Source organism: Bacillus sp. AC266 (assembly GCF_979253805.1).
Genome location: NZ_CEEDEC010000005.1, coordinates 211,817 through 238,649 on the forward strand (window position 1 = coordinate 211,817; position 26,833 = coordinate 238,649).

A 26,833-nucleotide genomic window follows, 5' to 3' on the forward strand; every position below is an offset into this window, starting at 1 on the left:
CACGCTTCTCCTCCTCTCACCCATCCACTTCATATAGATTTTCTTACTCATTCGGATTAATGTCCTTCTGTTTTTCTTCCAATATAACTTTATTTATTTTCGTTAACGTCTCAGTCATTTGCTCTAAGGCTTCGATATCAATTTTAGAAAAATATTTCTCAATTAGTACATCATCTAATTCAGATAACCGATCTATATACTTACTACCATTTGGACCAAGTGTAAGGAAATACTCCCGTTTATTATTAGGGTTTATTTGTTTCGAAATCATCTTCTGTTTTTCCAATTTCGATAAAACTTGGCTCACAGCACTTTTCGATATATTAAAAGTACTCGCAATGTTATTTGCTGTCGTGTTTTCATTTAAATTGATATAAAATAGCATGCTCTCTTGCTGCCCTGTAAGACCGAACTCATCCTTTAACTCCTGAAATAGTAAAATGTAGAAGTCATTGTAGGCTCGATTCATTTCATTAATTACTTCTTTATACGATCTAGTCATAGCATTCTTCCTCCAGTCATGCTGTTATTTCGTTTCGTAATATAGTTTAGTTAACTTAACTAAACTATATTATACCTTTATGTTCGTGTAAAGGGAAATATAGCTCCATACTTTTCTACACAATTTGTGTAAATTATGAAATAAGGTATGCTCATTTACCTTGTCTACTGCTTTTAATGGATCAAATCCCAACATAATATACAACATCTCGCATTCCAAATAACAAAACGTACCCATTATTTAAATTCCATATAGACCCATTACTGGTTAAAATGTTATAATTAAACCATCTTACATAGTTACTCATGTTCAGGATGAGTAACTAACGTCTTATTAAGTAATGCGCATAACTTAAATAAACAAGACACTGCAAAGTGTCTTGTTTATTTGCATCAAGTTTCCTTTTTATCCCAAAACCAATATAATAAAATGCAACATTTAATACATATAAAGAAAAATACAGATTTATTAAATCATTATGGCACCCATGAAAGTACTTTTATTTCGGAGGAACAAACTATGAACAAAAAGTTAGTAACATCATTATTATGTAGCACATTCTTATTTGGATTATCAGCTTGCAGTTCACATGATACATCTAGCAGTAACACGAAAAACGAACAGGAGACTTCTAAAGAAACAAAAAATGATGAACTTAGCAACAAGGATTCTCAAAAGGAACTTCCCACCCATGGAGATTCTTCTGATGTATACATATCAATACGCTCTGCCGATTCATTAGAAGTTATAGGTAATGGAGAAGTTAAAGCACAAGGTGTATTTAAAGTATTAGACGTCGCAGTTTATAATCGTCAAGAGGAACCCATTACACTAAATATCAATAACTTTAAATTAATTGACGGAACCGGAAGAGAATATCACATTTCTAATGAATCTCAATTAGTACTTAAAGCTGCAAATACTGCTACATTTAAATTTGGTGTTCTTAATCCTAATGAAAATTCGGAAGGGAACATTGTATTCGATGTTCCGAAAAATACGCAAGGATTAACTTTGAAAATTAATGGAGATATGCTGGGTGAAGGGATCGAGTTAAAGGTGGAATAGTCAAAGAAAATACAAACCACCTATCACAACTTATACTAACATAACAAAAAGTACAGCCTCTGTATTAACTACAGTAGACTGTACTTTTTCATTTGTGATTTTGTATAACTCACTATAACAGGATTCCTTAGTTCTTTTGAGAAGATGCTCTCCAATCACGAAAAGATGTTGGAAACCCAGAATGTCCACGTTGCTTTGTAACAACTGGTTTCTCTTGAAGAGTAGTTGATTTCTCTTCAGGAATAGTTGGTTTTTCTTCAAGAATACTCAAAGCTGTTTGCATTTTCTCCAGCTGTTCTTTTAAAGCTTGCTGCTCAATCTTTAAATCCGTAAGTAAACGTAATATCATCTCAGAATTAGCCATAACGATCTCCTTTCCCCCAATGCACAGAATAAAATACCATATGTAATAAGCGGAATACTCGTGACAAAAATACGCTCGTCAACTCTTTTAAAATACCGAGTACTTTTATTTTTTCAAAAGGACCTGCTCAAGTTTATCCGTAAAAACATAAAGTGATATAAATCCATTAATATATGGACTTTATGGAAGGAGGAGTTAATATGGGCTATGGTGGTAGTTGTGGAGGCTATGGTGGTAGTTGTGGTGGAGGCTGTGGTTTTGGCGGTGGTTTTGGCGGTGGATTCGCCTTACTTGTTGTGCTCTTTATCTTATTAATCATCGTTGGAGCTAGCTGTTGGGGCGGCGGATTCGGCTGCTAATAAGAGGCACTCTTGAGAGTGTCTTTTTTTTATTTCTCAATATAGGGCTAACATATATATGTTACTATCAAAAGGCGAGATTCCCTAAGCGTAATATAGTAGTTTACCAACTATGAAAGCCACTGTCACAAGAAAACAGTAGGCTTTTATTTTGTTATTTAACAAGATTAAAACATGAATTGCCATTTCCCCTCAGTAACATTTTTAAATTGACATAGCACTTCATGCACCATATACTGTTAACAACAGTATACTGTCATTAACAGTATATATTTTAATTCATTCTAGGAGGTATATTCATGAAACATACAGGAAGACATACAGGTGCATTTCTTTTGTTATTTTTAGCAGAAGGTGATAACTATGGCGGGCAACTACTTCAGAAATGTGAAGAAGAACTTCCGGTCAATCCAATCGATAGTGCCATCCTTTACCGCACGCTGAAGAAATTAGAAAACGAAGGCGCTATTGAATCTTATGTAAGTACATCCGTTCCAGATAAGCCGAGAAAGATGTACAAAATTACTATAGCCGGAAAAGAACAATTAGCGGATTTTCAAATGGATATTGAGGAAAAAATGAAAAATTTATCATTTTTCTTAGACAAATATAAAGACTTAAAGGAATCTAATCATGATTAATGGCGCTATCCTTTACACTTTGGCCATTATTCTTACGGGGATTTCTTTTATGAAGGATCGGAATAAAACGAAAGCTGCCCTATTAAAATCATGGAAAATATTTCAAAACCTTCTCCCTGCCATGCTCTCCATTATGCTTTTCGTTGGACTATCACTTTCTATCTTAACGCCGTCCTTCATCTCTTCCATCATTGGAGAACAGTCTGGATTTTTAGGTATTATTTATTCAGCACTACTCGGATCTGTGGCACTTATCCCAAGCTTTATCGTGTTCCCACTTGGTAATACGTTAGTACAGCACGGCGCAGGTCTTCCTCAAGTTGCAGCTCTCATGTCTACACTAATGTCAGTAGGAATTACAACCTTGCCGATGGAACAAAAGATATTCGGACGAAGCTTTGCTTACGCTCGTAATGCATCTGCATTACTCATGTCACTCCTATTCTCATATATCATTTGGGTGGTGATGGTATGAATGAACTAAAAAGATATCGCTTCTTTTTCATTTTGCTGATTGGACTTATCATACTAACTTTTATAAACCCATCTTTAGGATGGAGCGCATTACAATTAACGGGGAATAGCATTTTAGATATGTTGTTTCTACTCCCCCCTGTCCTAATATTTGTAGGGTTACTTGATCAGTGGGTGAAGAAAGAAACGCTAATGAAATACATGGGAGAAAAGTCCGGCATATATGGAATATTATTCTCTCTATTATTAGGTGGCATTGCAGCTGGTCCCCTCTATGTTGCCTTTCCGATTGCAGCACTACTATTAAAAAAAGGCGCCAGCATTAGGTACATCGTATTTTTCTTAGGTGTTTGGACAACTGCGAAATTACCGATTATGGTGTATGAATTTTCTTCATTTGGAGCTACCTTTACGCTCATTCATATTGGTTTCGGGCTAGTATTCTTTTATGTAATGGGGCTTATTTTTGAGAGGTTTTATGATCAAGGACAGTTGCTAAGGTATGATGTTACGGAAGAAATGTAAGATTAACAAACATTGGATAACAGACGCAGAAGATCGAACTTTTATTGTGGAAAAAGATGAACCAACATTAACAACCTGTTACCCTTTTAACTACATTGGTGCCCCCAGATCGATATTACTACTACTTAAAAGGAGCTGTCCCACGAGTCATCTTTTGACTATATGACAACTCCTTTTTATTTTAGAAACATTACCACAACCTAAACTCGATACAGTATACTAACTGTATAACACAGAAAATTCCATGTATTTACTTTTTAATATTTTTTGGAGGGGATTATCTTGAGTAAAAACATGAATCTACTTCTTCAAATAGGAATTGGAATTATAATCATGATCACGCCCATTATCATCACAGGGTTGATGTATGATGGATCGACAGCAATGGGTAACTTATTAGTTGCAGAGTTTATAATGAGAATACTATCGCTTATTATCGGCCTTTTAGTCATTAGTAAAGCTTTACATCGTTATTCTCAATAGTTATTCATACTCAAAAAGGAAAGACATTGCACATACCATTCTTCAGTATTAAGATATCCAAAACAAGTGTTACGAAAGAAATATAAAAAGACACCTTTCCTAGAAAAGATGTCTTTTTTATTTGAAGCTTAATTCCCGTTCTGTAAAACCCTCGCTGTCTTTACTCCCTTTTTCTCTTCTTTTAAGAACAACGATACGATAAAAGCAATAACGATAAAGATTAACCCTAGTGTAAATGCACCTTGGAATCCAGATGTTAAACCATTTAACTTCTCTACTGGATCCATTGGATTTGCTGAGCTTTCCATATACTTAGTTGTTCCTGAAGACATTTTCGAAATAAAGATAGCTGTACCAATTGCGCCAGCTACTTGCTGTAACGTATTAAACAGTGCTGTTCCGTGCGGATATAAATCTGGTGTTAATTGATTTAATCCATATGTTTGTGCTGTCATTACAAACATGAGCCCGACCATTAATACGCTATGCATGACAATAATTTGTACCATTGATGTATCAGGAGTAATGCCTTTAAATAAGAACATTGCAATACCTACTAACACAATACCGGGAACGATAACAACTTTCGGACTAAATTTATCAAATAGTTTACCTGCGATTGGTCCCATTATGGCGCTAATAATACTTCCTGGAAGCATTATTAGTCCTGATTTAAATGCTGTAACGAGTAAAACTGTTTGTAGGAACATCGGCAATAAAGTCATCGTTGAAAATAACGACATCATCACAATGACGATTAATCCAACTGATATTGTAAACATCGGCACTTTAAATGCTCGTAATTCTAAAATTGGATTCTCAATTTTTAATTGTCGAACGACAAAAATACATAATGAGATAAGCCCAACAATTAAAGTGCCATACACTTTCGCATCGGACCACCCTAAATCACCTGATGCACTAAAGCTATACACAAACCCGCCAAATCCTAATGTCGATAAAAGGATAGATGGATAATCTACTTTTGGCCTTGTTAACTCTGAAACATTTTGAATGTATTTCATCCCAATCATAATTGAAATGATCACGATAGGAATAACAATATAGAATAACCAGCGCCAATTTAATGAATCCACAATTACTCCAGATAATGTAGGACCAATTGCTGGAGCTGCCATCATCACAAGTGCGATTAATCCCATCGTGGCACCGCGCTTTTCAGGTGGACAAATAAGTAAAATCGTATTCATTAATAACGGTGAAATTAACCCCGTCGCTACAGCTTGGACGATACGGCCGATTAATAAAATGGAAAATGTCGGTGCAAATCCCGCAATTAATGTACCGACTAAAAACGTTACCATAGCGATCAAAAACATTTGTCTCGTTGTGAGCCATTGCTGAAGTAACGCTGTAATCGGGACTAAAACCCCAACCACCAACATGTAAGCTGTAGAAAGCCATTGAATCGTTGAAGCTGTTACGTCAAATTCTTTCATTAATACAGTTAACGCATTACCAAGTAATGTTTCGTTTAATAATGCAACCATTGTCCCTAAAAGTAATGCGATTAAAATCGGGGTATGTTTCATATTAGAAGTATCAACTTTGCCACTTGTAGGGCTCTTTGTTGTCATATTCATTTACAGATTCTCCTCCTGTTTCTTACTAAAAAAATTTAAATACACCGGAACACATGTAATATAATATACATATGTAGATTAAAAAGGGAGAATCAATTTTCAGCCATTGTATATTTAATCTACAAAAAAGGAGAATTGTAGATGAATGATAATGAAAAACAACTTGATTTACGTATTAGACGTACACATAAATTACTATGGGATTCCTTATTTGAATTAATGACGCAATCAAAACAGAAATATAGTACTATCACGATTAACCAAATTTGCGATCGCGCGATGGTACACCGAACAACCTTTTATAAACACTTCGAAGATAAAGATGCTTTATTAGCATTTGGATTTAAACGATACAGCAAGATGATTGCGGGAATACCGGTTTCAGATCGATTAAGTAAACCATTTCAAGTAATGGAACAATTTCTGCATCATGAAGAAATCGGTAAAATATTAGAAACGCAAATGTCTGATGAACAATTTATTAGCCGGACACAGTATTTAAGTCATGAAACGAGAAAACAAGAAATAGAAGCGTTAAATCAACTGTGTAAAAATCATACGATGTCCAATGATTTAATCATTGAATTTTATTCAGGGGCAATCACCTCATTAAGCACATGGTGGTTTAAAAATGAAAGAAGCGTTTCTGCTGCTGAAATGGATAGGTATCTCCATCAACTTATTAACCGGGATATTTTTCAGTTTGAAAAGAAATAATTCCCCATCAAAAAAACGCCTATATGAAATAGGCGTTTTTTACATACTATTACTTACCGATTTTCTTCAAATCCGAACTTTCTATAATTGAACGAGAATATCCATCTTTCCCAACTCGCACCATAGCTCTTCCCAACTGCTCAGAAGTTATCACACTGCCGAATCTCTTCAAAAGAGAGTTCAACGGCTTCATCACATCATACATCAATTGATATGATTTCGTTTTTGATTTCACACTATTTGCCGGAATGATCAATCCTGATCTAAACATATACGCAGCTTTAAAAGGTAAACGCAACACTTCATTTTCCGTTCTTCCCTTCACTCTCGCCCATATCGTACGTCCTGATTCTGTACTATCTGTTCCGCTACCGGATACGTAAATGAACGTCATGTTTGGATTTAACTTCGCTAATGTTTTTGCGGTAGATAACGTTAAGTCGTACGTAACTATAGAAAAAAACGTCGATAAATTTTTGTTCCAAATATTCAGAATTAATATTAAAATAAACAATGGGGATAGGGGTATGGAATCATAAATTATACATAACGAGGGAATAGAAATGAAAATTCAATTAAAAGCTGATTTAATGCTACTACTAGTTACATTTTTTTGGGGTGCATCCATCCTACTTACAAAGCTTGGACTTGATGGCATAGAAGAATATAATTTAATCGCATTACGATTTATTATTGCCTTTCTTTTATCAGGTTTAATATTTTACAAACATTTATTCAAAGTCGATTTTAAAACTGTAAAATATGCTTTTATACTAGCTTCCGTTTTATTTATCGTTTACATTTTCGCGACATTCGGTACAAAGTATACAAGTGTGTCTAATGCTGGTTTCTTACTATGTCTAACAGTCATTTTCATTCCGATATTATCAGCTATATTTTTAAAACACATTCCTGAAAAGAAAGTTATATTAGGAATTGTGTTAACGATAATAGGAATTGGCTTATTAACATTAACTAGTGAATTCAAAATCGGTAACGGCGATATATTTTGCATACTATCTGCCTTATTTTATGCCATTCATGTCATCATTACTGGAAACGTAACAAAACATGTGAACTCGATTGCGCTCGGGGTCATACAACTCGGTTTCGTCGGCCTATTTAGTCTTATTTTTTCATTAGTGATGGAAACCCCAAAACTTCCTAGCACGATCAACTCATGGCTAATCATCTTAGCCTTAAGCATATTTTGCACCGCAGTCGCGTTCATTGTGCAAGTTATCGCCCAGCAATACACGACGCCAACACATACGGGACTTATCTTTTCATTAGAACCTGTCTTTTCAGCAGGATTTGCCTTTGTTTTCACAGGTGAAACGCTCACAGGAAAAGGGTACTTAGGGGCAACACTTATATTAGTAAGTGTGTTAATTGCTGAGGTGGATTTTAAGAGTTTGTTGAGGCCTAATTATAAGAAGAATATAGAATAGGTAACTACACACATCTGCGGTTCATTAGAAAAAACAAATACCCGACTATTATTTCATATAATAGTCGGGTATTTAGATTTTCAACCTATTATTTTACATAGACTAGATGAATGGCATGTAACAGTTCCACGTTATTATGCAGAAACTAGCACTTTCTCTTTACGCAAAATCCCCATTAGCCCACCAATAAGTAGGAGAATAGCCGGTAAAATATAAAAGAAAGAAATACAAATTAATCCACCAACTGCAGCGATTGTCATCATCGCACCGCCAAGCTTGGCTCTATTCTTCACTACAACAGATCCACAAATTCCTAATATAGAGAGAAGAACACTTCCCCATCCTAAACCGATAAGTGTATTCGCTCCATCCGCATCTAAAGCAGAACCAAGCCCACCAATAAATAACGCAATAAATGCGCATAAAATACCGAAAATACCACCAATAAGTCCTAATACAAATTCTGTTGTACGTTTCATTTTCAATACCCGCTCCTTACTTCATTCCTATTTGTGTTTTACCTACAGCAAATTTCCGGCGACATTATCCCATATACTTGCTCCAAAGTCTCCGTTACTATTTTTATCCAACTAGCGACAATCAGTTTCATACTCCAAACGCCGCAACCGTATACTCGTATGTATCCCCGCCTTTCCCTGTTACAGAATCACCTGTCTTACTATGACAGACTACTAAACTGAATACCACAGCACTCCCTCAAACAAGTGTCCTTAACTTTTTTATATTCAAATACCTTCCATTACATATAAAGTAAGATTCCCAAGCACATCTTAACAAAGTTACGACTCAAATTTTGTCGCATTATGTCACACAAGAAATAAAAAAGGAGCAACACTAAACATTGCTCCCATTCTTTCACCTTCTCAATTGTTACATCTAATTTCTTAGCTACTTCTTCTATACTAATTCCCTTAAAGAGCATTCCAGCTGCAGAAAGAGCTTTATCTATTTCTTCTTGCTTCTCTTGCTCATATAAACGACCTACTTTTGTCAACCGTAACCACTCCTTTACCTTTTTATATGCCTTCTTCTATTTTATCATCCACTCTCCACAAACCGCCCAAACTCCTTCAAAAATCTCAGCTTAAAACTACCCACAGGCCCATTCCGATGCTTCGCCACATGGATCTCCGTCATCTCCTTATGCACCGTTTCCTTATCGTAATAATCCTCTCGATACATAAGCATAATGACATCCGCGTCTTGCTCAATTTGCCCTGTCTCTCTTAAATCTGATAAAAGCGGACGCTTATCTTGACGTGACTCTACGGAACGAGACAATTGCGACAATGCTACTATACAAACATTTAAATCACGCGCTAACAACTTAAGCTTACGTGAAATTTCACTAATCTCTTGAAATCGATTGCCCTTATGCTTTGGATCGCCCGTAATAAGCTGCAAATAATCTACAATGACTAACAGCTTTTTATCCCCGTGCTTCCTCTTTAACTTACGAGTCTGCATCCAAATATCCTGCATTGTAACACCGGCCTTATCATAAATCTCAAGTGGCAATTCCCCAATCTCCGCGAACGCCTTACTCACCTTTTCCCAGTCTTCTATCGTAAAACGATGCTTCGGATTTTTCAGCCTACCTCCTGACACTTCGCCCGCGCAAGACGCCATCCTTTTTAACAGTTGCTTACTACTCATCTCTAACGAAAACAGCCCAACTGCTGACCCAGACTTCGCCGCATGCAGTGCGATATTTAATGCAAACGCCGTCTTCCCCATAGAAGGACGCGCTCCAAGAACGACAAAATCCCCTTCCTGCAATCCGCACGTCATCTTATTTAACGATATATAACCAGTCTCAATACCAGTATTCTCTTTCGTATCTTGATGAAGCTCTTCATACAAACCAACTAACGCATCCTTCAAATCAAACTCATATACGCAGTCCTTTTCCTCTAACTCACAAAGTTCCGTAATTGTCTCACCAATAATTTTCTCATTCTTCTCCGCAATAAGACGCTCTCCCATCTTGCGCCCGAGAACACCAGCCTGATACATTTTCCATGCACCTCGAACAAGCCCCTCATAATAAGAAAAGTTGGCAGTTGTAGGCACACCCTCTATTAGTGCTATAAAATACTCCATTCCCCCGATATTCTCCAAAAAATTTGGATTCATCCGAGAAACGAGCGTCACAAGATCAATTGGTTGCCCTTCATCTTCAATTTTTCGCATTAACCGAAATATAGACTTATGCACCGGCATAGAAAAATAATGCTCCGTCAAACGGCACTCCTTAATAAGCTCTCCATCAATTAAAAGCGAACCTAACACCGTCTTTTCCGCCTCCACATTTTGAATACTCATGGACGCCACCCTCGCTCCGCTAAAAAGCGCTGCAACTCTTCCTCTGACAGCGCATTCTTCTCCCACTCCTCGCACCTCGTCAAAAACTCCTCCGTCTCCCCAGTACTAACAGACGACTCCTTCTTCCTAAACTGAGCCGTATCTGCCTCAACCTCCGACACTTTCGTAAATCCTTTCCCGTGCCATCCCCTCAAAATCCCCTTCACATAAGCAACCGTCCGCTTATTATTCTCACACGCAATTTGAAGAGCCTTCAGCACAAGCTCCTCTGATAAATCAACCATCCATGCACTCAGTTCCTCTACCGTAAACGGAGACAGACTACCGAAATTTTGTTCATAAAAAGAAAACACGCGACTTCCCGTCTCTTCCTCTATAACCTCTTCTTCCGCCTCTTCACAAACCGGATCTGGATCCACATCCACATCAACAGCCAAATCACTCGGCATACCGAAATGTGCTAAAAGCATCGGAACATTCAGCTCCTCCTCTACGCACTTCTGAAGAAACATATGTACAAACTCCTTATTCTTCACACCCTTCAGCTCACGAAGCACACACTTCTCCACATTCGTATTCGTCACAGGATTATAACGAAGCCAATTTAAAATAAATAACTCCCGCGTCTCCGCATCATAAAGAATCTTCCCATAATCAATAAAGCGCTGCACAAGCTTATCAACAGTCTCCCGATTATAACCCGTCTCCATCTCAGCTAACCGCTTCGGAAAAGGAAAAATCCCACACTGCGTCGTCTTCGAACAAGTTAACAAATACACATAAAAATACCGCTCCTCCGGCGTCAAATCTAAAACAAAATCATCCTGCCAAAAATTCACCTGCACATTACGATACACCGCCATCCAAATTCCTCCTGTCCCGATTCAAAAGTAAAAAATTCTTCTTTGTACTATATATAGGAAGGAGGGGTGGGTTTTTGGCGTGTTATTTCAAAAATTTTTTTGACTACTACTACGGTGTTTGTTGGTGTTTTTGTTTTGTTGTGTTTTTTCTTAGTGATTTATTACTTGGTAGGGGCTTGTAAGGGGTATGGGAGGGGCTAGTTGTTGGTTACTTTGATTAGGAAGACTCGATCTGAAAAGCCGCCTCGTTCTTCTGCTTTCTTTTTTCGGATGTTGTTGATTTCTTCTAGCACTCTCTGCCAAGTAGCTCTTTTCGATTTCCTTAGACTTAAACCTCATAAATAAAAAAGAAGACTTTGACAAAATCACGACTTCATGTCTTAGTCTTCTTAATTTTTTATTGAATTGGCGGTACTTTAATCATCTTTATAGTTTGTTTTGATAATTCTCCTGTTGGTAATAAGAATTTCCCTCGAACGAAGCATTCTCCTTTTCCTAAACCGTGGAGCAATACTTGATCTCGCCTTTCTAAATACAGCTTCTCCGAAACACCTTTAAGATCACTATCAATTGGATGAAAATAAATCGAAGTCGTAGCGTTTTCAAGAGCACTCATTTCTGTTGGTTTGAAATTAACAAATGATTGTGTTGCAAACCAAGCTGTAATACCAAATTTGCGTCCTTCACGAAGGATTTTATCCGAAGGTGAACCTGATTTAAAACTTAAATTTTGTGCCTCATCTAGAACCACAGGCATTGGTTGCTCTTCGTTTCCACGCTGTGCGTAATACCAAATTTCCCAAAGTAATAACTCTGTCATTAATTTTTTAATATTATCCTGATCGAATCCGTCAAACTGGATAATAGAGATTTGTCCTGCTTTTTTATAATAATTATCCCATGTAAATTGCTCATTATAGTCGAATGGATCAATATCAACAAATTGCTGGAGCTTGTTTACGATAGAAGCTAGCGTTGAGCCAGAAACGGCTTCTATTTCTTTTAACTCCAACATGAGTTTCTTCATTGTAAAAGCCTCTTCGTATTTATCGATTCCTTCTTTGATAGCCGTATAAATTGCATTCACTTGTTGTGGACCAAAGTTAAATACCGATTCAAAAATAGCAGCTACTCGCCCCGCTACCTCATACGATTTTTCAACACGAAAACCATGGTTTGTGTAAAATTCACGTCGTAGAAACGGATTAATTGGTAATTTGTCATCATACACAATTCTTTCGTGAATACGATCACCCAAAACCTTAATAAACTTCTCATCAAGCTTCGATTTGGTATAGCTCGCTGAATAGTCAATAATTACCGAAGATTGTCCAACTTTAGCTAATTGAAGCAGCATAGATTGAATAAAATACGTCTTCCCTTCTCCTGAACGCCCACCAATGATCAAATGACGATTATTTAATTGTGGATGACCAAACTCCCAATAAATAGGGTCTTCAGTAGATTGCAGATAACCAAATAAAGGTCTAATCTCTTGAACCTGATCTTTTATTACAACAGAGTGATTTACATTCTCATTTTTTATTTCTATTTTATTAACTGCATCCTTTTCTTCTATTTCATCTATACTGACAGCAATTTCAGTTGCAGTAGTCCCCCCAATCGTTTCAATTCCAATATTATTTTTTGCTACGTCACTAGAATCAATTGCTATTTTTTCTTTTTGAGTTTCATAGCAACCACCAATCACGTTAGATGAATGTATGAAATCTTTCTTTAGCTCATTTGTCCCCTCTGAATTAGGCATATTTCCAACTAGCAACTCTGGTGTCGGTAAATATTCTGGTAAATCCACAGTTTGTTTCTTTCCATCTTGAATTTGATCAATTAAGATTATATTACTGTAATCGTCCCTTTTCAGCTCTTCAATCGTCATCCCTATTGCTTTATAGGCAATTCTTTCTGGAATATCATAGACCATTACGTCATTATACTTTTCCTTACATTTAACGTGCGCATCCTTCCTAAACGAAACAACAGCTCCAATGTTGAATGTTGTCTGGTGATCTTCCGTGACAACAAATTTATCATTTAGTAATAGTTCAATTGTTTTTTCATCTAACTTATAACTCTTTTCTGGCCAAAATGCATTCACTTCCATTTTACGTGCATTAACAATGAATAATTTAGCAAAGAAATTACGTAGGAATTTCGCTTCAAATCCTGTATCTATTATTAGTTCTTGGCTTAAGATTTTCGTTAAATTCGTTACTTGTTGTGTTCCCTTCCTAATTATTTCATTTGAGTTATTACCAATTTTCACTTCTATCGGATAAAAATACATATAACGCTGATCCTCATATCGCTTGACACCAATCATTAATAAATCATCACTTAGTGATCCTTTTTGACCTATTAATTTGCTTGAAAAGATTCCTTCTTTTTTGTTTAATCGTATATTCCCAGCCACTCGGACAATTTCTTCCATTGAAATAGGGACCCATATAATCTCTTGCTGTTCATCTAATTCAATCATCATAAACTTAATTGCTGCTACAATACTCATTTTTTCACGTTGATCATGTCCTACATCCTGTACCGCTCGTAATAGCCATTCCCCATTGAATGTGTTAAATGCCTTTATAACTTGATTTACGTTCTTTTTCGGGAAAGCGATTCCATGTCTCATAAAAAATTCTTCTATTACGTTATAGTATTGTATTGACTTATTTGTCACTGTAATGGCATCATAATGCTTCGATGAAGATAATTGATCAGAATAATGTACAATCACTAAGTCTTCTGATGTTTCTTGAAAATATTCTAAATCAACCGCTGGATCAATAAAAACGAGCCAAATCGATTGATCATATAGATTCCTCAAAAAATTCTCATCATCTCGGTCAATATGAAGACAAAGCATTTCATCTTTATGATAAGCATTTGCCCCTTTGTTTCTACGATTTGCACTCAGTTCATTAACTTTTGTAGCAAATCTAGTAAGTTGTGAACGTTTCTCATTTGATCCACCTATACCAAACCCACTACGATACCCCCCCTGTTCTGTACGCTTGGATGTTGGCGTAACATAAAGCCCATCTAAATTCAGTGAGTTTGGAGCTTGCCTTACATTTTGTGTTGAAATGGATTCTTTACTCAACATCTTATAAAATTTCAAATGACTATATTCAATTGGCTCGCTAACTAATTTTTTTATAAAAATTAATTTCCTTTGAATAACTTGAAATACATCAACTCCATCAAAATTCGCCGTTTTACAATCAATATTAAACTCTGTTTTAAGTTTTTCTGCATCATTCATAATATTAAATGCTTCAAACGCTGTTAAATTATTCTCATCACCATAGTAACCAACGACCTTAATACATGGTAATCCCTGGAATGATTTTCGACGCTTTATTTCATGCTTAAACCACTGTATAATACCTCGTAAAATTTCAACATCATTTTCTATATTAATAATATCAATTATAATTTCCGGCTCATTTGTTAAAGAGAATAAATAGTCATAATATTTGAAGAACTGCTTCAGCTTTTCTTCTACCACTTGTGCAAGATATTTATTTGTCTCGCCAATGGACACTTGAGTTTTCGGACGAAATTCATGCCATTCTGCTTGTAAACCGTTGTTACTTGGCTTATAAACCTCGTCTAATTCATTTATTAAATAAGGGATCAGATATGCTGCATTTAGTTTTGACAATATGTGACGATTCACTTCACTACCTGCAAGTTCATTAGCTAACATTAATTGATAAACTACATTTAACGGAGAAAACGGTGTCATATATAAAACATCAGAATCTTGTAACGTGCCTAGATATAAAATGTCACGCACTTCTTGGGACATATTCTCAGCTTCTTGAATTGAATCGATTGCTTCTATGAACGCTTCCACATACTCATTTGCTAGTACTACAAGTTCTTCATTATAAAAAGAGAAAGACGGGATTGTGTTGTTAAATTTAAAGTACTCTAAAAACGTATAGTAACTTGCTGCTAAACGTTCAGGCATTGCAATTTCTTTTGCATGTAGTCCTAATAAGTTCTTCTCTATTGTATGCAACCCCTCCTTTACCCACTTCTCTTCTATTTCATACAAATGGCGAAATTCTTTTTTTATTACTAATGGTTGACCACCAATCATAATTCGCTGATCGAAAGTTGTATATTCCACATTTGTTTTTTTTGACATCTTTCGCTGCCAAATTTGGAAGGCAGTCGCAGGAAAAGAACTTAAACCTTCATCTTCAATTTCAACGATAAATTCTGCTGCCTCAATTCTGACTTTAAAAGCTAACTTAGATGTTTCTATATCTAATATGTCTGGTGCAAATCGTAGCTTAAAACCTTCTTCAGGAATCTCGACTATCTCGTCTTTATTTTGCAACTCAAATTCAACTTCAGGTTCTTCACCAAATACTAAAAATTCGTTTTTCAGCTCTAGTATAAGATGCCCCTTTGTATTTAATGAAAAACTATTTTCGTGTACCATTAAACTTCTCATAGTAGTTGGTAGTACTAGGAACCTAAAACTATAATCACCCTTTGTCATATTCTCATGCTTATAGTCCGCTTTTACAAATGTTGAACCATCTTTCAGCTCAAGTAATACTTCAAGTGAATGTCCCATTTCCTTAGTGAACTTTTTAGATTTATCTTTTATATATTCTTGCTTTGTATTTGCAGTAAATGGCAACTTAACTTTAAGTTTTTGTCCAGCCCCCGCCTCTGGGATAAAAATAACAAAATCATGCGTGCGGATACGGCTAGTATTTTTATTTTGCCGGCTTTGTATTGTTTTTCGGCTTCGGATAGGGTCATTGTTGCGGCGCCTATTTGTTTGTTCGTTAGGGCGTTTATGATTTTTTCTTTGTTTTCGTAGACGAAGAATTGTAGTTCGGCAGGGTTTATGCCAAATGCTTTACTTACTTGTACGAAGGATAGGTGATCGTCGTTTCCTAGGCCTGGGGCAACGCCGATTTTGAAGTTTTTCTTGTCTTGTTTTAGTTGTTCTATTAGTTGGTTTGCGTTTTCTATGTTTGATTCTTTTGAGACGACAACGACTTCCCAATCTGACGCGAGTGTTGCGAGCGGTGTGAAGTCTTTATATGTTAGTTTACTGTGACCTAATAGGTTGTTCGTTATGAGTAAGCTTGAGTTGATCGCCAGTACGTGACCGCCTTTTTGTTTCGTATATTTCCATCCGACATCACCGCTGCCACCTACTTTGTTTGTGACTGTGATTGGTTTTGTGAAGATTTTTTCTTCTGTTAGCGTTTTTTGCATCGCCCGTGCTGTTAAGTCCCACCCTGCTCCTTGAACGTTCGGCGCAACAATCTCTACTTCTTCTATGTTCACTTTATTCTTGTGCGTTTTTTCTACGGTACAACCAGCTATTACTCCTGTCATGATCCATATGCATAGTAATAATCGCTTTTTCATAGTCCTCGTCCTATTCGATATTTTCGTTCTGGTCGTCCGATAATGCCATATGTGTACTCTACTGTGCATTCGTTTGTCGCTACTAAGTATTCTAAATATCTTCTTGCGGTTGTTCGGGAGGCCCCCATTTGTTCGCCCATTTCTTCTATTGTAATGCCCTCTTCGAATCCTTTTATAATCCCTTTCACTTTTTGCAGTGTTAACGGATCAACGCCTGTCGGTAAGTTTTTTATATCTTGTGTTTGCGACGTACCGAAGAAGTTATCGATGAGTGCTTGATTTACTTCATTGTTACTATGTAATAGTTTTTTCTTTCTTTTATAGTCTTCAATTGTACGAACGAATTTTTCTAACGTGATCGGTTTTATAAGGTAGTTGCTTACGCCGTTTCGAATTGCTTTTTCTAGCATATGGTTTTCATTTGCCGCCGTAACCATAATGACGTCAACGTTTGGAAAGTCAGCATGAATTTTCGGCAATAAGTCTGTTCCGATTCCGTCTGGTAAATAGTTATCTAATAGAAGTAAATCGATTTCTTCCTTTTGTAGTAGCTCCATCGTTTCTTTCGCGTTCAATGCTTTTCCAATCACTTTTACGTCCTTTATTTTTGATAAAAACTCCTCTTGAATTTGCGCTACGCGGAAATCATCTTCTGCAATTGCAACCTTCAACATATGCCCATCCCCCAGTTTGTCATGTACTTTCTCTCAATGTTTTTGGAAGGTAAATTGTAAAAATAGCTCCCCCATTTTTCTCGTTTTGAATTTCGATTGTTCCTCCTAGTAAATCTACCATTTCTTTCACGTTTGCTAGCCCGTAACCACGATCATTTCCTTTCGTTGAAAATCCTTTTTGAAAAATAGTTGCGATTTTTTCTGTCGGTACTCCCGCTCCACTATCTATCACTTCAAATACAATGTCATGTCCAATATCCGTAACAAAGAAGGAAACATTCTTTTCCTCTTGTTCACTCACCGCATCAAACGCATTGTCGATTATGTTTCCAAGGATCGTAATAAGGTGCGAAACTTTTATATGGTCTGGTAACGGTTGAAGCGCACTATCTCCTTCAATATGAAAATCAATTTTCTTCTCAGATGCTGTTCCGATTTTTCCTAATAAAATAGCTTGTACTTTCGCATCGTGAATTTGATGAAATAAAATATGGTTTTGGCTTTGATGAACATTAGATTCTTGCTGGATAAATTCAATCGCTTCTTTGTAATGTCCTAACTGAAGTAATCCTGATAAGACAAAAAGCTTATTTGTAAATTCATGTGTTTGGGCGCGTAAGTCCTCTGAATACTTTCTTACTTCAGATATTGTATTCACTAGATCTTGCAGTTCTGTTTTATCTCTAAAACTACATACAACGCCTACCGTACTGTTATTTTCGAGTATCGGTGTCATGTTTAAAATAAACACTTTATCTTGAAACGCGATTTCCTGATCGTTTTCTAGCACTCTTTCCATATTAAATTCCGGTAAAACTTTTGAAATGTGTTGCTGAACATAATCACCATTTACATGCAACATTTCTTCTGCCGACGTGTTCATCATCGTAATAAAACCGTTTTGATCAATAGCGATAATCCCTTCTTTTATGGATAGTAGTATCGCACTTCGTTCCCGGTATAACGCTGCAATTTCATTCGGTTCTAAACCGAGTGTATCTTTACGAATGCTACGTGCTAAAAGAATGCCGCCAACAATTCCAACTAGTAACACCGCTAAAGAAAAGAGTATAATTTCTTTCGTTCTGCTCAGTATGTTAGATTCAATACCCTTTATTAAAAACTCTACTGTCACAACGCCTACAACTTGATCGTAGTCTCCGTTATGAACAATAATGGGTGCTTTCGCCATTAAAGCCGGATCACTTACTCCCTTTCCTTCGAGCGTATAATAGCCACCAAAAGTGAGTGCTTCATAGTTATATGGATTGTTACTCTTTGTTCCAATCAACTCAGAATTAGAATGTGAATACATAACCCCATAGCGATCTTCTACAATTACATAATCTGCACCAGCTTGCTCACGAACTTGTTCCGCAATGGATTGAATGGTACTTTTATGCTCGTTATATTGAAAGGCCTCTTTGATAGCTGGCATAAAAGAAAGTGACTTCGCCGTTTGCAGAGCTAATTGCTCCACTTGACGTTTCGTATCAACAGACTGAATGTAAACGAATATTCCCGCTAATAGGAGAACGACAAATAAAATTAATGTAATAATTAAGCCTAATATTTTCGTTTGTAACGACACTTTTCGTGATTTTTTCATACTCCATATCCTTTGATAAAATATTCAAAACTATCAATCTCCTTTTTCTATTATTATGACAAAACTGAAAATGAATCAACTATTAAAAATAACCATGTACATAAAGTACAAAAAGAATAAAATTGTCATAATATTGAGATTTTAATTAAAGAACAGTACAATTCAACTACATTGAACACGCTTTCATATATACCTTTTATTTATAAGCAAGAGGAGGAATTATTATGGCTCAAGTAAAATCAAGCCGAGTCGCTGGCAATATCTTCAAAGGTTCCGTCGGCAATTTAATTGAATGGTACGACTGGTACGTTTACTCTGCTTTCGCTGTTTACTTCTCAGCAGAGTTCTTTCCTAAAGGAGATCCAACAAGTCAGTTACTGAACACAGCGGCTATTTTCGCAGTTGGATTTTTAATGCGCCCTATCGGAAGTTTATTAATGGGACGCTATGCAGATCGGTACGGACGCCGAGCAGCATTAACGCTTTCGATTACAGTTATGGCCGGTGGTTCTTTAATTATCGCCTGTACACCTAGTTACGAAAGCATCGGTATTATGGCGCCAATTATTTTAGTTCTCGCTCGTTTACTTCAAGGATTATCACTCGGCGGAGAGTACGGAACTTCCGCAACATATTTATCTGAAATGGCTAGCAGTGGTCGCCGGGGTTTTTATTCAAGTTTTCAATATGTAACGCTCGTTGCTGGACAGATGGTTGCGTTAGGTGTTCAAATTGTTCTTCAGCAATTACTAAGCGAACCAGATATGAAAGCTTGGGGATGGCGTATTCCATTCATTATTGGAGCGATGGGCGCAGTAGCTGTATTATGGCTTCGACGTACAATGGATGAATCGGAGCAGTTCTCAAATATGGAATCGAAAAACCGCGAAAGCGCAGGAACCGTTCGCGCTCTTATGAAACACCCGAAAGCAGTATTAACAGTAGTCGGACTAACACTAGGAGGCACTGTTGCATTCTATACGTACACAACATATTTACAAAAATTCATGGTAAACACAGTCGGTCTTCCGAAAGAAATTGTAAGCTGGATTAATTTTGTCGCACTTCTTATTTTCGTAGTACTTCAACCAATTGCTGGGCTATTATCCGATAAAATCGGACGACGCCCACTATTAATGGCTTTCGGTATTCTCGGAACTTTACTAACAGCGCCGATCTTCTTCTTTATGGAAAAAACGACAGAACCAATCGTAGCATTCTTACTCATGATGGTCGGCCTCATTATCGTTACTGGTTACACTTCCATTAACGCAATTGTAAAAGCCGAACTCTTCCCAACCGAAATTCGCGCACTTGGCGTAGGTTTACCATATGCACTAACCGTTGCGATATTTGGCGGAACAGCCGAGTTCATCGCATTATGGCTAAAGAGTATTGGAATGGAATCACTATTTTACTTCTACGTAGCTGGATGTATCGCGATAAGCTTTATTACGTATTGGCGTATGGATGAGTCATCGAAGACTTCGCAGATTGAGGCGGAGCTTAATGGTGGAGATAAACTAGCTAATAATAAATCTAGTTAAAATTACGTATTCTATGTTCTTCGTTTACCCGAACTCGATTTGCTTTATCTAAAAAAGCATAATTCATTAATATACAATTTAAAAACCTCTACTTACATGTAGAGGTTTTTGTATGACGAAAAAACACGTAGTTCCATTGTTATTTTACAAACCCCAAATTCTTCCTCATCTTAAAGTGGAACAAATTTATTACTTAGAGTGTCTAATAAGTGTATTTCTAATATTAGTTGTCCAGATTGGATACAACATATCCCGTTTGACATCTATTTTTATGTATTACAAAAAAAAGAAAGGACTTATTATTCCCAAAAGTAAAAAACATGTATTGTAAGACTACGGTTAAGTATTACAAGTTTAATACTTTCACAGGTGAACCATTACAAGTAGCAACAAAAAAGAAACAACCCAAACCGTGATTTATCAATCATATAAACGTTTTGGATGTCCTTTATTTAACCTGTGAAATTTTAGTTGCAGTAGTATTGTTACCCTATGCCATCTTTAATTGCATTGGTATTTAGAATACCTAGACAAAATCCATATATTCTTGAAAGAGGTTGAAAATTTATGTTCGTTTTAAACAAGTTCTTTAACATTTTACATTACAAAAAGATTGTGCCTGTAGTATTACTTTCATGTGTATCACTTATAGGCTGTTCCAATAGTAACACTCAATCTGAACCACCTAAGCAAACGAATCAAGCTAATCAAATTAAACAAGAAAATACAGGTAATCAATCTTTCGCTAAACTTGAAAAAGAATATGATGCTAAGCTTGGTATTTATGCACTGGACACAGGTACAAATCAAACTGTTGCTTATCATTCAGATGATCGTTTTGCATTTGCATCTACATCTAAATCATTAGCTGTGGGCGCTCTTTTACGCAAGAACTCATTAGAAGCTCTTGATCAAAGGATTACGTATACTCATGAAGATCTTTCTAATTATAATCCAATTACTGAAAAGCATGTTGATACAGGAATGACGTTAAAAGAACTTGCAGATGCTTCTGTTCGATATAGTGACAGCACAGCACATAATTTGATTCTTAAACAGTTAGGGGGGCCCCCTGAATTTGAAAAAATCTTGAGAGAAATGGGAGATACTGTTACTACTTCAGAACGATTTGAACCTGAATTAAATGAAGTGCATCCAGGAGAAACACATGATACTAGTACACCAGAAGCGATAGCTAAGACACTTCAATCATTTACATTAGGAACTGCACTTCCAATAGAAAAACGTGAACTATTAGTAGATTGGATGAAGAGAAATACAACTGGAGATAAATTGATTCGTGCGGGCGTACCAAAAGGATGGGAAGTAGCTGATAAAACAGGCGCGGGATCTTACGGAACAAGAAATGATATCTCAATTATTTGGCCACCAAATAAAAAGCCGATTGTTCTTGCTATACTTTCTAATCATGATAAAGAAGATGCTAAATACGATGATAAACTTATTGCAGACGCAACCAAAGTCGTGTTAAACACCTTAAAAGCTACGGAATAAATGATAATAGGTTAAAAGTTTTCTATTTTAGGCGGGTGTTTTCATCAACTAAAAATTTAATAGTGTCCCAAAAACGAAATTTGGTGCTAACTTGTAATAAAAAGCTCATTTTTATTGTTTGGGGATAAATCGTCCTTTAAGCTTGATGGCGATTTGGTGCTATCCCTAAAACATCTGGACTTTAATAGCCAACTAAAAAATGCAAACAAAAAGACCTTTAATCAGTCGTTTTGTTTGCATTTCCTTTTTCTAAAACTACAGAAAAGATAAGTACTATAGTTAACACCATAATAAACCTTACTTCACTTCCATCACTTACAAAAAATGAATACAAAGTATAAATTAAAATTAATATTCCATAAATAACTTTGTGCAATGAACTCCCCCCTTTTTGCCGTATATATTTTAGTGTAAAAATTTAATTCAAGCCCTATATCAAAATGAAAATAAAAAGCACCTGTGATATACACAAAGTGCTTTTCTCTTGTCAATTTATCTATTTTCACTATATTTATCTATTTTCTTTTTATAACTCAAATTTCTTCGAATCGTACTTTTCTAGAGTCCGCTGCAATTCATTTTGTTCATATGGAATATGTTTATCTGTCTGTACATCTTCAACATTTTCTCCACCTGTTAATAATCTCCTGTACTTAAAAGAGTGCCCTGTTAATACTGTTGTAATCATTTTGTATTGCCCTCCTTTTGTTTGATTACTTGTATCATAAAACAAGTATCTGAAGTTGATATGTAGTCCATCTAGAGTGTATGTAAATTTAGAAAATCTCTAATAAAATGTTTATGTTGTAACGTTACCACCAAAACTAGTGCTTCCAACACCATGATTTGAAGAGACAGTAACCCCTATTCTAGCTTGAATTCCTCCTATAGTTCTATATTGAGTAAAACTAGTTAATCCCTACAATATAAAAAGAGCACCCCTTTTGGATGCTCTTCGTTATAACTATATATTATTTAATTTCCTTCTTTTGTTGGTACCATTTTTCCTTCTTGAGAGTCTGTACCTTCTGTTCTTTCAACAGTTTTTGCATGTTCTGGTTTTTCAGGGGCTCCCATTTCAAATCCAGATTGAGAATCTGTACCTTCTTTTGCTGGTACCATTTTTCCTTCTTGAGAACCTGTACCTTCTGTTCTTTCAACAGTTTTTGCATGTTCTGGTTTTTCAGGGGCTCCCATTTCAAATCCAGGTTGAGAATCTGTACCTTCTTTTGTTGGCACCATTTTTCCTTCTTGAGAACCTGTACCTTCTGTTCTTTCAACAGTTTTTGCGTCTCCTTTAGGAGTTGCTGGCACTGCATCTTTAGGTAAATCAAAGTTTTGTGAGAAAGACGTTGTTCCATCTGCACTCTGTGTAATTACTTGATTGGAACTATTTTCATTTGACTTTAAATTGTCCATTTTCGCATCATCTGCACCTACTGCACCTCCCGCTACCAATCCTGTACTTAAAAGTGCTCCTGCTAATAATGTTTTAATCATTTTTCATTACCTCCTGTTTATTTGTAATATTCATCAAAAAAGTATCTAGAGTTAATGTTTTAGTCATTATCTTTATCTACTTGCTTTTTGATTACATTTAGCATAAGACAAGAATCTATAGTTGATATGGACTGTATCTGGAGATTATGTAAAGAAAAATAGATGATCAATTGTTTAATAAACATAAAAAAGAGCTAAGGCTGTATGAGAACCTTAGCTCTTTTTTATGTTTATTGTTTATTATATAAATTATTTAACGCTACAAGCCATACCAGCTATCATATTACCAACTGAAATACCACCAGGTCCCCCCGATGCTTTCCCCCCTAAAACAAATGACAAGCCACCTCATGCCCCTTCGCAATCTCCACCATCTTCGGTACTTCTTGCGCACATTTTTCAGTGGCGAATTTGCAGCGCGTTCTGAATTTGCAGCCGGATGGTGAGTTGAGTGGGCTTGGTACTTCCCCTTGCAGAATGATCCGTTCTTTGCCTGTGTTTGTTGGATCTGGTTCTGGCATGGATGAGAGTAGTGCTTGTGTGTATGGATGTGCCGGTTTTGTGTATAGGTCTTCGCTGTCGGCAATTTCTACTATGTTTCCTAAGTACATGACTCCGATTCTATCTGATATGTGCCTTACCATGGATAGGTCATGTGCGATGAATAAGTATGTGACGCCTGTTTCTTCTTGAATATCCTGCAGCATGTTTACGACTTGTGCTTGGACTGAGACATCTAGTGCTGAGATTGGTTCGTCACATAGGATGAAGTCCGGTTTTACAGATAGTGCGCGTGCGATGCTAATGCGCTGTCTTTGGCCTCCGCTAAATTCGTGCGGGTAGCGATATAGGTGTTCTTCTTTTAGTCCTACTTTTTTGAGAAGGTCTAGAATGATTTCTTTTCTTTCTTCGGCTGTGTAAGAGCCATGAATGTTCATCGGTTCGCTAATAATTTGGAATACGTTCATTGTCGGGTTTAATGATGCGTATGGGTCTTGGAAAATGATTTGCATTCTTTTTCTATATTCTTTTAGTTCATTTTCTTTTAGATCTGCGATATCTTTTCCGTCGAATAGAATGTTACCTGAAGTTACATCGTGTAAGCGAATGATACTTCTTCCTGTCGTTGATTTTCCGCAGCCTGATTCTCCTACTAGTCCGAATGTTTCACCCTTTTTAATTGTGAAGCTTAGGTCATCGACTGCTTTTAATTGCTCTGTTTTTCTGCCGAATAGTCCTTTTTTAATAGGAAAATACTTTTTTAAGTTCCGAACTTCAATTAAGTTTTCTTCATGCATGGGAATCACCTACCGCCCTATCGTTTAGCCAGCACATAGAGCGTCTTCCGTTTCCGATTTCAAAATATGGTGGACGTTCTTTTTCACAAATGTCCATTTTATGTGGGCAACGCTCTGCGAATGGGCACCCTTTCGGCGGGTGTAGTAAGTTGGGCGTGACACCTTGAATTGGAGCTAGTCTTTCTTTTACTCCGTTCGATATTTTTGGCAGAGAGTTTAATAGCCCTTTCGTATATGGATGATTCGGCGATTGAAAAATATCAAGTACAGGTCCTTCTTCCATAATAAGCCCGCCGTACATAACGATGACGCGTGTACAGTTTTGCGCAACAATTCCAAGATCATGTGTAATAAGAAGTAACGACATATTCGTTTCGTTTTTTAAGTTTTTCATTAAATCTAGTATTTGTGCTTGTATCGTTACATCAAGCGCAGTCGTCGGTTCGTCCGCAATGAGAAGGTCTGGGTTACAAGACATCGCCATTGCAATCATAACCCGCTGCTTCATTCCGCCGCTTAGTTCATGCGGATATTGTTTTACCCTTTCTTCCGGTGAAGAAAGACCGACTTGTTTTAGCAAATTGACCGCGATATTTTGTGCTTCTTTCTTTTTCACTTTTTGATGCCGAATAATTACTTCCGTCATTTGCTTTCCAATTTTCACAACTGGGTTTAATGCCGACATTGGATCTTGAGATATGAGTGAAATTTGATTTCCTCTAATAGAACGCAATTCTTTCTCCGATTTAGAAAGCACGTTTTCATTTTGAAAAAGAATCTCTCCTTCTTTCACTTTCCCTGGCGACGTAACGAGGGCCATAACGGATTTCGCCATAACGCTCTTTCCGCTTCCCGATTCGCCAACAATCCCAACGACTTCACCCTTTTTCAAGCTAAATGAAACGCCGCGAACCGCTTCTACTTCGCCGTCTTCTATGAAAAAAGAAGTCTTTAAGTTTTTCACTTCTAATAGTTTTTCAGACACGCTTTTCACTCCCCCTCACTTAAAGCATTAGTTCTCATGATGAGCCCCTTTTGGCGCGAAAGCTTTTTTCAACGCTTCACCGATTACGTTAAAACTTAGTACTGTTAATAAAATAAGGAACCCTGGGAAGAGTGTTAAATACCAAGCTTCACCTATGTATCCTTGCGCATTATTTAGCATGCTGCCCCAAGAAGAATCTGGTTCTCTAATACCTAATCCTAAGAAGCTAAGTGATGATTCCATTAAAATCGATGTCGCAATTGTTAATGTCGCTGCGATTATAATGGTTGATAAAATGTTAGGAATGATGTGTCTTATAATAATCATGAGTGATTTTTGTCCAGATACTTTTGCGTATAACACGTATTCACGCTCTTTTACAGATAACGTTTCTGCCCTTACGATACGCGCGGTGTCCATCCACGTTAATAATCCGATAATAAGAACAAGCGTTGTAATTCCTGGTTTTAAATACGCATTTAATAACAGCATTAAAAAGAATGATGGAATTGACATTAAAACTTCAACAATTCGCATTAAGAAGTTGTCTAACTTTCCGCCAAAATATCCGCTAATTGTTCCTACTGCGGTCCCGATTGTAATGGAAACAACCATCGCTAGAAAACCAACAGCAAGGGAAACTCGTCCGCCATATAACGCTCTCGTTAAGTAATCCCTTCCGTAATCATCTGTGCCGAACGGATGAATCATACTCGGTTCTTGTAAACGATCTGGAATCGACATTTTACTAGGATCGTACGGTGATACGAATGCGAAAAGAGACGCGATTGTTAAAACACCCAGTATAATAACTCCCATTACTACAAACTTATTTTTTGTAAAACTATTTTTTATCGTTTGAAATCTCCTATTGTTCATTC

26 protein-coding genes and 3 pseudogenes are annotated in these 26,833 nt (G+C 36.6%); 10 read left to right on the top strand and 19 right to left on the bottom strand.

Going from position 1 to position 26,833, the window contains the following annotated elements; genetic code table 11:
* Positions 1–43: 43 nt before the first annotated feature.
* Positions 44–502: a MarR family transcriptional regulator gene (locus tag AC0IXC_RS21090; RefSeq protein ID WP_107888114.1), complete on the bottom strand. Its 459-nt coding sequence runs from the start codon at positions 500–502 to the stop codon at positions 44–46.
* Between the two features lie 519 nt (positions 503–1,021).
* Here AC0IXC_RS21090 and AC0IXC_RS21095 point away from each other — a divergent pair.
* Positions 1,022–1,570 (top strand): DUF4352 domain-containing protein, encoded by a 549-nt coding sequence (locus tag AC0IXC_RS21095; RefSeq protein WP_471653234.1) that lies wholly within the window; start codon positions 1,022–1,024, stop codon positions 1,568–1,570.
* A gap of 127 nt (positions 1,571–1,697) precedes the next feature.
* On the opposite strand, the gene AC0IXC_RS21100 is transcribed toward AC0IXC_RS21095, so the two are convergent.
* Positions 1,698–1,934: a hypothetical protein gene (locus AC0IXC_RS21100; protein ID WP_002140614.1), complete on the bottom strand. Its 237-nt coding sequence runs from the start codon at positions 1,932–1,934 to the stop codon at positions 1,698–1,700.
* 260 nt (positions 1,935–2,194) lie between these two features.
* Between AC0IXC_RS21100 and AC0IXC_RS21105 the strand changes: the two are divergent.
* The 5 genes and pseudogenes from AC0IXC_RS21105 to AC0IXC_RS21125 form a co-directional block, all read left to right on the top strand.
* A pseudogene (locus AC0IXC_RS21105) lies at positions 2,195–2,293 on the top strand (YjcZ family sporulation protein); the annotation flags it as partial.
* A 299-nt stretch (positions 2,294–2,592) separates the two neighbouring features.
* Positions 2,593–2,934: a PadR family transcriptional regulator gene (locus AC0IXC_RS21110; protein ID WP_002087269.1), complete on the top strand. Its 342-nt coding sequence runs from the start codon at positions 2,593–2,595 to the stop codon at positions 2,932–2,934.
* Positions 2,927–3,409, top strand: a complete 483-nt coding sequence (locus tag AC0IXC_RS21115; RefSeq protein WP_002140612.1) for a hypothetical protein — start codon at positions 2,927–2,929, stop codon at positions 3,407–3,409. Before AC0IXC_RS21110 ends, AC0IXC_RS21115 begins: the two co-directional genes overlap by 8 nt.
* Positions 3,406–3,933, top strand: coding sequence for a permease (locus tag AC0IXC_RS21120; protein ID WP_471653235.1), 528 nt, complete (start codon positions 3,406–3,408; stop codon positions 3,931–3,933). Before AC0IXC_RS21115 ends, AC0IXC_RS21120 begins: the two co-directional genes overlap by 4 nt.
* A gap of 282 nt (positions 3,934–4,215) precedes the next feature.
* Entirely contained in the window at positions 4,216–4,416 is a 201-nt protein-coding gene (locus AC0IXC_RS21125; protein ID WP_151304818.1) for a hypothetical protein, read from the top strand.
* Between the two features lie 128 nt (positions 4,417–4,544).
* Here the strand turns inward: AC0IXC_RS21125 and AC0IXC_RS21130 are convergent, their stop codons facing one another.
* Positions 4,545–6,020, bottom strand: coding sequence for an MDR family MFS transporter (locus tag AC0IXC_RS21130; protein ID WP_471653236.1), 1,476 nt, complete (start codon positions 6,018–6,020; stop codon positions 4,545–4,547).
* A gap of 141 nt (positions 6,021–6,161) precedes the next feature.
* Between AC0IXC_RS21130 and AC0IXC_RS21135 the strand changes: the two genes are divergently transcribed.
* Entirely contained in the window at positions 6,162–6,737 is a 576-nt protein-coding gene (locus tag AC0IXC_RS21135; protein ID WP_471653237.1) for a TetR/AcrR family transcriptional regulator, read from the top strand.
* 49 nt (positions 6,738–6,786) lie between these two features.
* On the opposite strand, the gene AC0IXC_RS21140 is transcribed toward AC0IXC_RS21135, so the two are convergent.
* On the bottom strand, positions 6,787–7,131 hold the full coding sequence (locus AC0IXC_RS21140) for a Rossmann-fold NAD(P)-binding domain-containing protein (protein ID WP_471653238.1): 345 nt from the start codon (positions 7,129–7,131) through the stop codon (positions 6,787–6,789).
* Between the two features lie 169 nt (positions 7,132–7,300).
* On the opposite strand from AC0IXC_RS21140, the gene AC0IXC_RS21145 reads away from it, so the two are divergent.
* Positions 7,301–8,188 (top strand): EamA family transporter, encoded by an 888-nt coding sequence (locus AC0IXC_RS21145; protein WP_107888124.1) that lies wholly within the window; start codon positions 7,301–7,303, stop codon positions 8,186–8,188.
* Between the two features lie 134 nt (positions 8,189–8,322).
* Here the strand turns inward: AC0IXC_RS21145 and AC0IXC_RS21150 are convergent, their stop codons facing one another.
* The 9 genes and pseudogenes from AC0IXC_RS21150 to AC0IXC_RS21190 form a co-directional block, all read right to left on the bottom strand.
* Positions 8,323–8,667: a DUF4064 domain-containing protein gene (locus AC0IXC_RS21150; protein ID WP_088292405.1), complete on the bottom strand. Its 345-nt coding sequence runs from the start codon at positions 8,665–8,667 to the stop codon at positions 8,323–8,325.
* Between the two features lie 281 nt (positions 8,668–8,948).
* Positions 8,949–9,203: a hypothetical protein gene (locus AC0IXC_RS21155; RefSeq protein ID WP_471653290.1), complete on the bottom strand. Its 255-nt coding sequence runs from the start codon at positions 9,201–9,203 to the stop codon at positions 8,949–8,951.
* Positions 9,204–9,247: 44 nt separating this feature from the next.
* Positions 9,248–10,534, bottom strand: coding sequence for a replicative DNA helicase (gene dnaB, locus AC0IXC_RS21160; RefSeq protein ID WP_471653239.1), 1,287 nt, complete (start codon positions 10,532–10,534; stop codon positions 9,248–9,250).
* Complete coding sequence (locus tag AC0IXC_RS21165) at positions 10,531–11,397, bottom strand: DnaD domain-containing protein (RefSeq protein ID WP_471653240.1); 867 nt, start codon at positions 11,395–11,397, stop codon at positions 10,531–10,533. Before AC0IXC_RS21165 ends, dnaB begins: the two co-directional genes overlap by 4 nt.
* A gap of 197 nt (positions 11,398–11,594) precedes the next feature.
* A pseudogene (locus tag AC0IXC_RS21170) lies at positions 11,595–11,687 on the bottom strand (nucleoside triphosphate pyrophosphohydrolase); the annotation flags it as partial.
* Between the two features lie 107 nt (positions 11,688–11,794).
* Entirely contained in the window at positions 11,795–16,012 is a 4,218-nt protein-coding gene (locus AC0IXC_RS21175) for a helicase HerA domain-containing protein (RefSeq protein ID WP_471653241.1), read from the bottom strand.
* Between the two features lie 125 nt (positions 16,013–16,137).
* Positions 16,138–16,824: pseudogene (locus AC0IXC_RS21180) on the bottom strand (tripartite tricarboxylate transporter substrate-binding protein); the annotation flags it as partial.
* The gene (locus AC0IXC_RS21185; RefSeq protein WP_471653242.1) at positions 16,821–17,498 is read right to left on the bottom strand and encodes a response regulator; all 678 of its coding nucleotides are present in this window, start codon (positions 17,496–17,498) and stop codon (positions 16,821–16,823) included. The pseudogene AC0IXC_RS21180 and the gene AC0IXC_RS21185, both read right to left, overlap by 4 nt.
* A gap of 19 nt (positions 17,499–17,517) precedes the next feature.
* Positions 17,518–19,107 (bottom strand): ATP-binding protein, encoded by a 1,590-nt coding sequence (locus tag AC0IXC_RS21190; RefSeq protein WP_471653243.1) that lies wholly within the window; start codon positions 19,105–19,107, stop codon positions 17,518–17,520.
* A 224-nt stretch (positions 19,108–19,331) separates the two neighbouring features.
* Here AC0IXC_RS21190 and AC0IXC_RS21195 point away from each other — a divergent pair, with 224 nt between their 5' ends.
* Both AC0IXC_RS21195 and blaIII read left to right on the top strand, forming a co-directional pair.
* A complete protein-coding gene (locus tag AC0IXC_RS21195; RefSeq protein ID WP_471653244.1) occupies positions 19,332–20,654 on the top strand; it encodes an MFS transporter in 1,323 nt (440 codons plus the stop codon).
* Positions 20,655–21,221: 567 nt separating this feature from the next.
* Positions 21,222–22,169 carry a class A beta-lactamase BlaIII gene (gene blaIII, locus AC0IXC_RS21200; RefSeq protein ID WP_471653245.1) on the top strand — a complete coding sequence of 316 codons (948 nt, stop codon included), beginning with the start codon at positions 21,222–21,224 and terminating at the stop codon, positions 22,167–22,169.
* A gap of 217 nt (positions 22,170–22,386) precedes the next feature.
* Here the strand turns inward: blaIII and AC0IXC_RS21205 are convergent, their stop codons facing one another.
* The 6 genes from AC0IXC_RS21205 to AC0IXC_RS21230 form a co-directional block, all read right to left on the bottom strand.
* Positions 22,387–22,545: a hypothetical protein gene (locus AC0IXC_RS21205; protein ID WP_002087303.1), complete on the bottom strand. Its 159-nt coding sequence runs from the start codon at positions 22,543–22,545 to the stop codon at positions 22,387–22,389.
* A 150-nt stretch (positions 22,546–22,695) separates the two neighbouring features.
* Entirely contained in the window at positions 22,696–22,857 is a 162-nt protein-coding gene (locus AC0IXC_RS21210) for a hypothetical protein (protein WP_165689461.1), read from the bottom strand.
* Between the two features lie 287 nt (positions 22,858–23,144).
* A complete protein-coding gene (locus tag AC0IXC_RS21215; protein WP_085309462.1) occupies positions 23,145–23,669 on the bottom strand; it encodes a hypothetical protein in 525 nt (174 codons plus the stop codon).
* Positions 23,670–23,995: 326 nt separating this feature from the next.
* The gene (locus AC0IXC_RS21220) at positions 23,996–24,967 is read right to left on the bottom strand and encodes an ABC transporter ATP-binding protein (protein ID WP_002134672.1); all 972 of its coding nucleotides are present in this window, start codon (positions 24,965–24,967) and stop codon (positions 23,996–23,998) included.
* Positions 24,960–25,952, bottom strand: a complete 993-nt coding sequence (locus AC0IXC_RS21225; RefSeq protein WP_016119684.1) for an ABC transporter ATP-binding protein — start codon at positions 25,950–25,952, stop codon at positions 24,960–24,962. Before AC0IXC_RS21225 ends, AC0IXC_RS21220 begins: the two co-directional genes overlap by 8 nt.
* A gap of 27 nt (positions 25,953–25,979) precedes the next feature.
* Positions 25,980–26,831, bottom strand: coding sequence for an ABC transporter permease (locus AC0IXC_RS21230; RefSeq protein ID WP_471653246.1), 852 nt, complete (start codon positions 26,829–26,831; stop codon positions 25,980–25,982).
* Between the last annotated feature and the right edge of the window lie 2 nt (positions 26,832–26,833).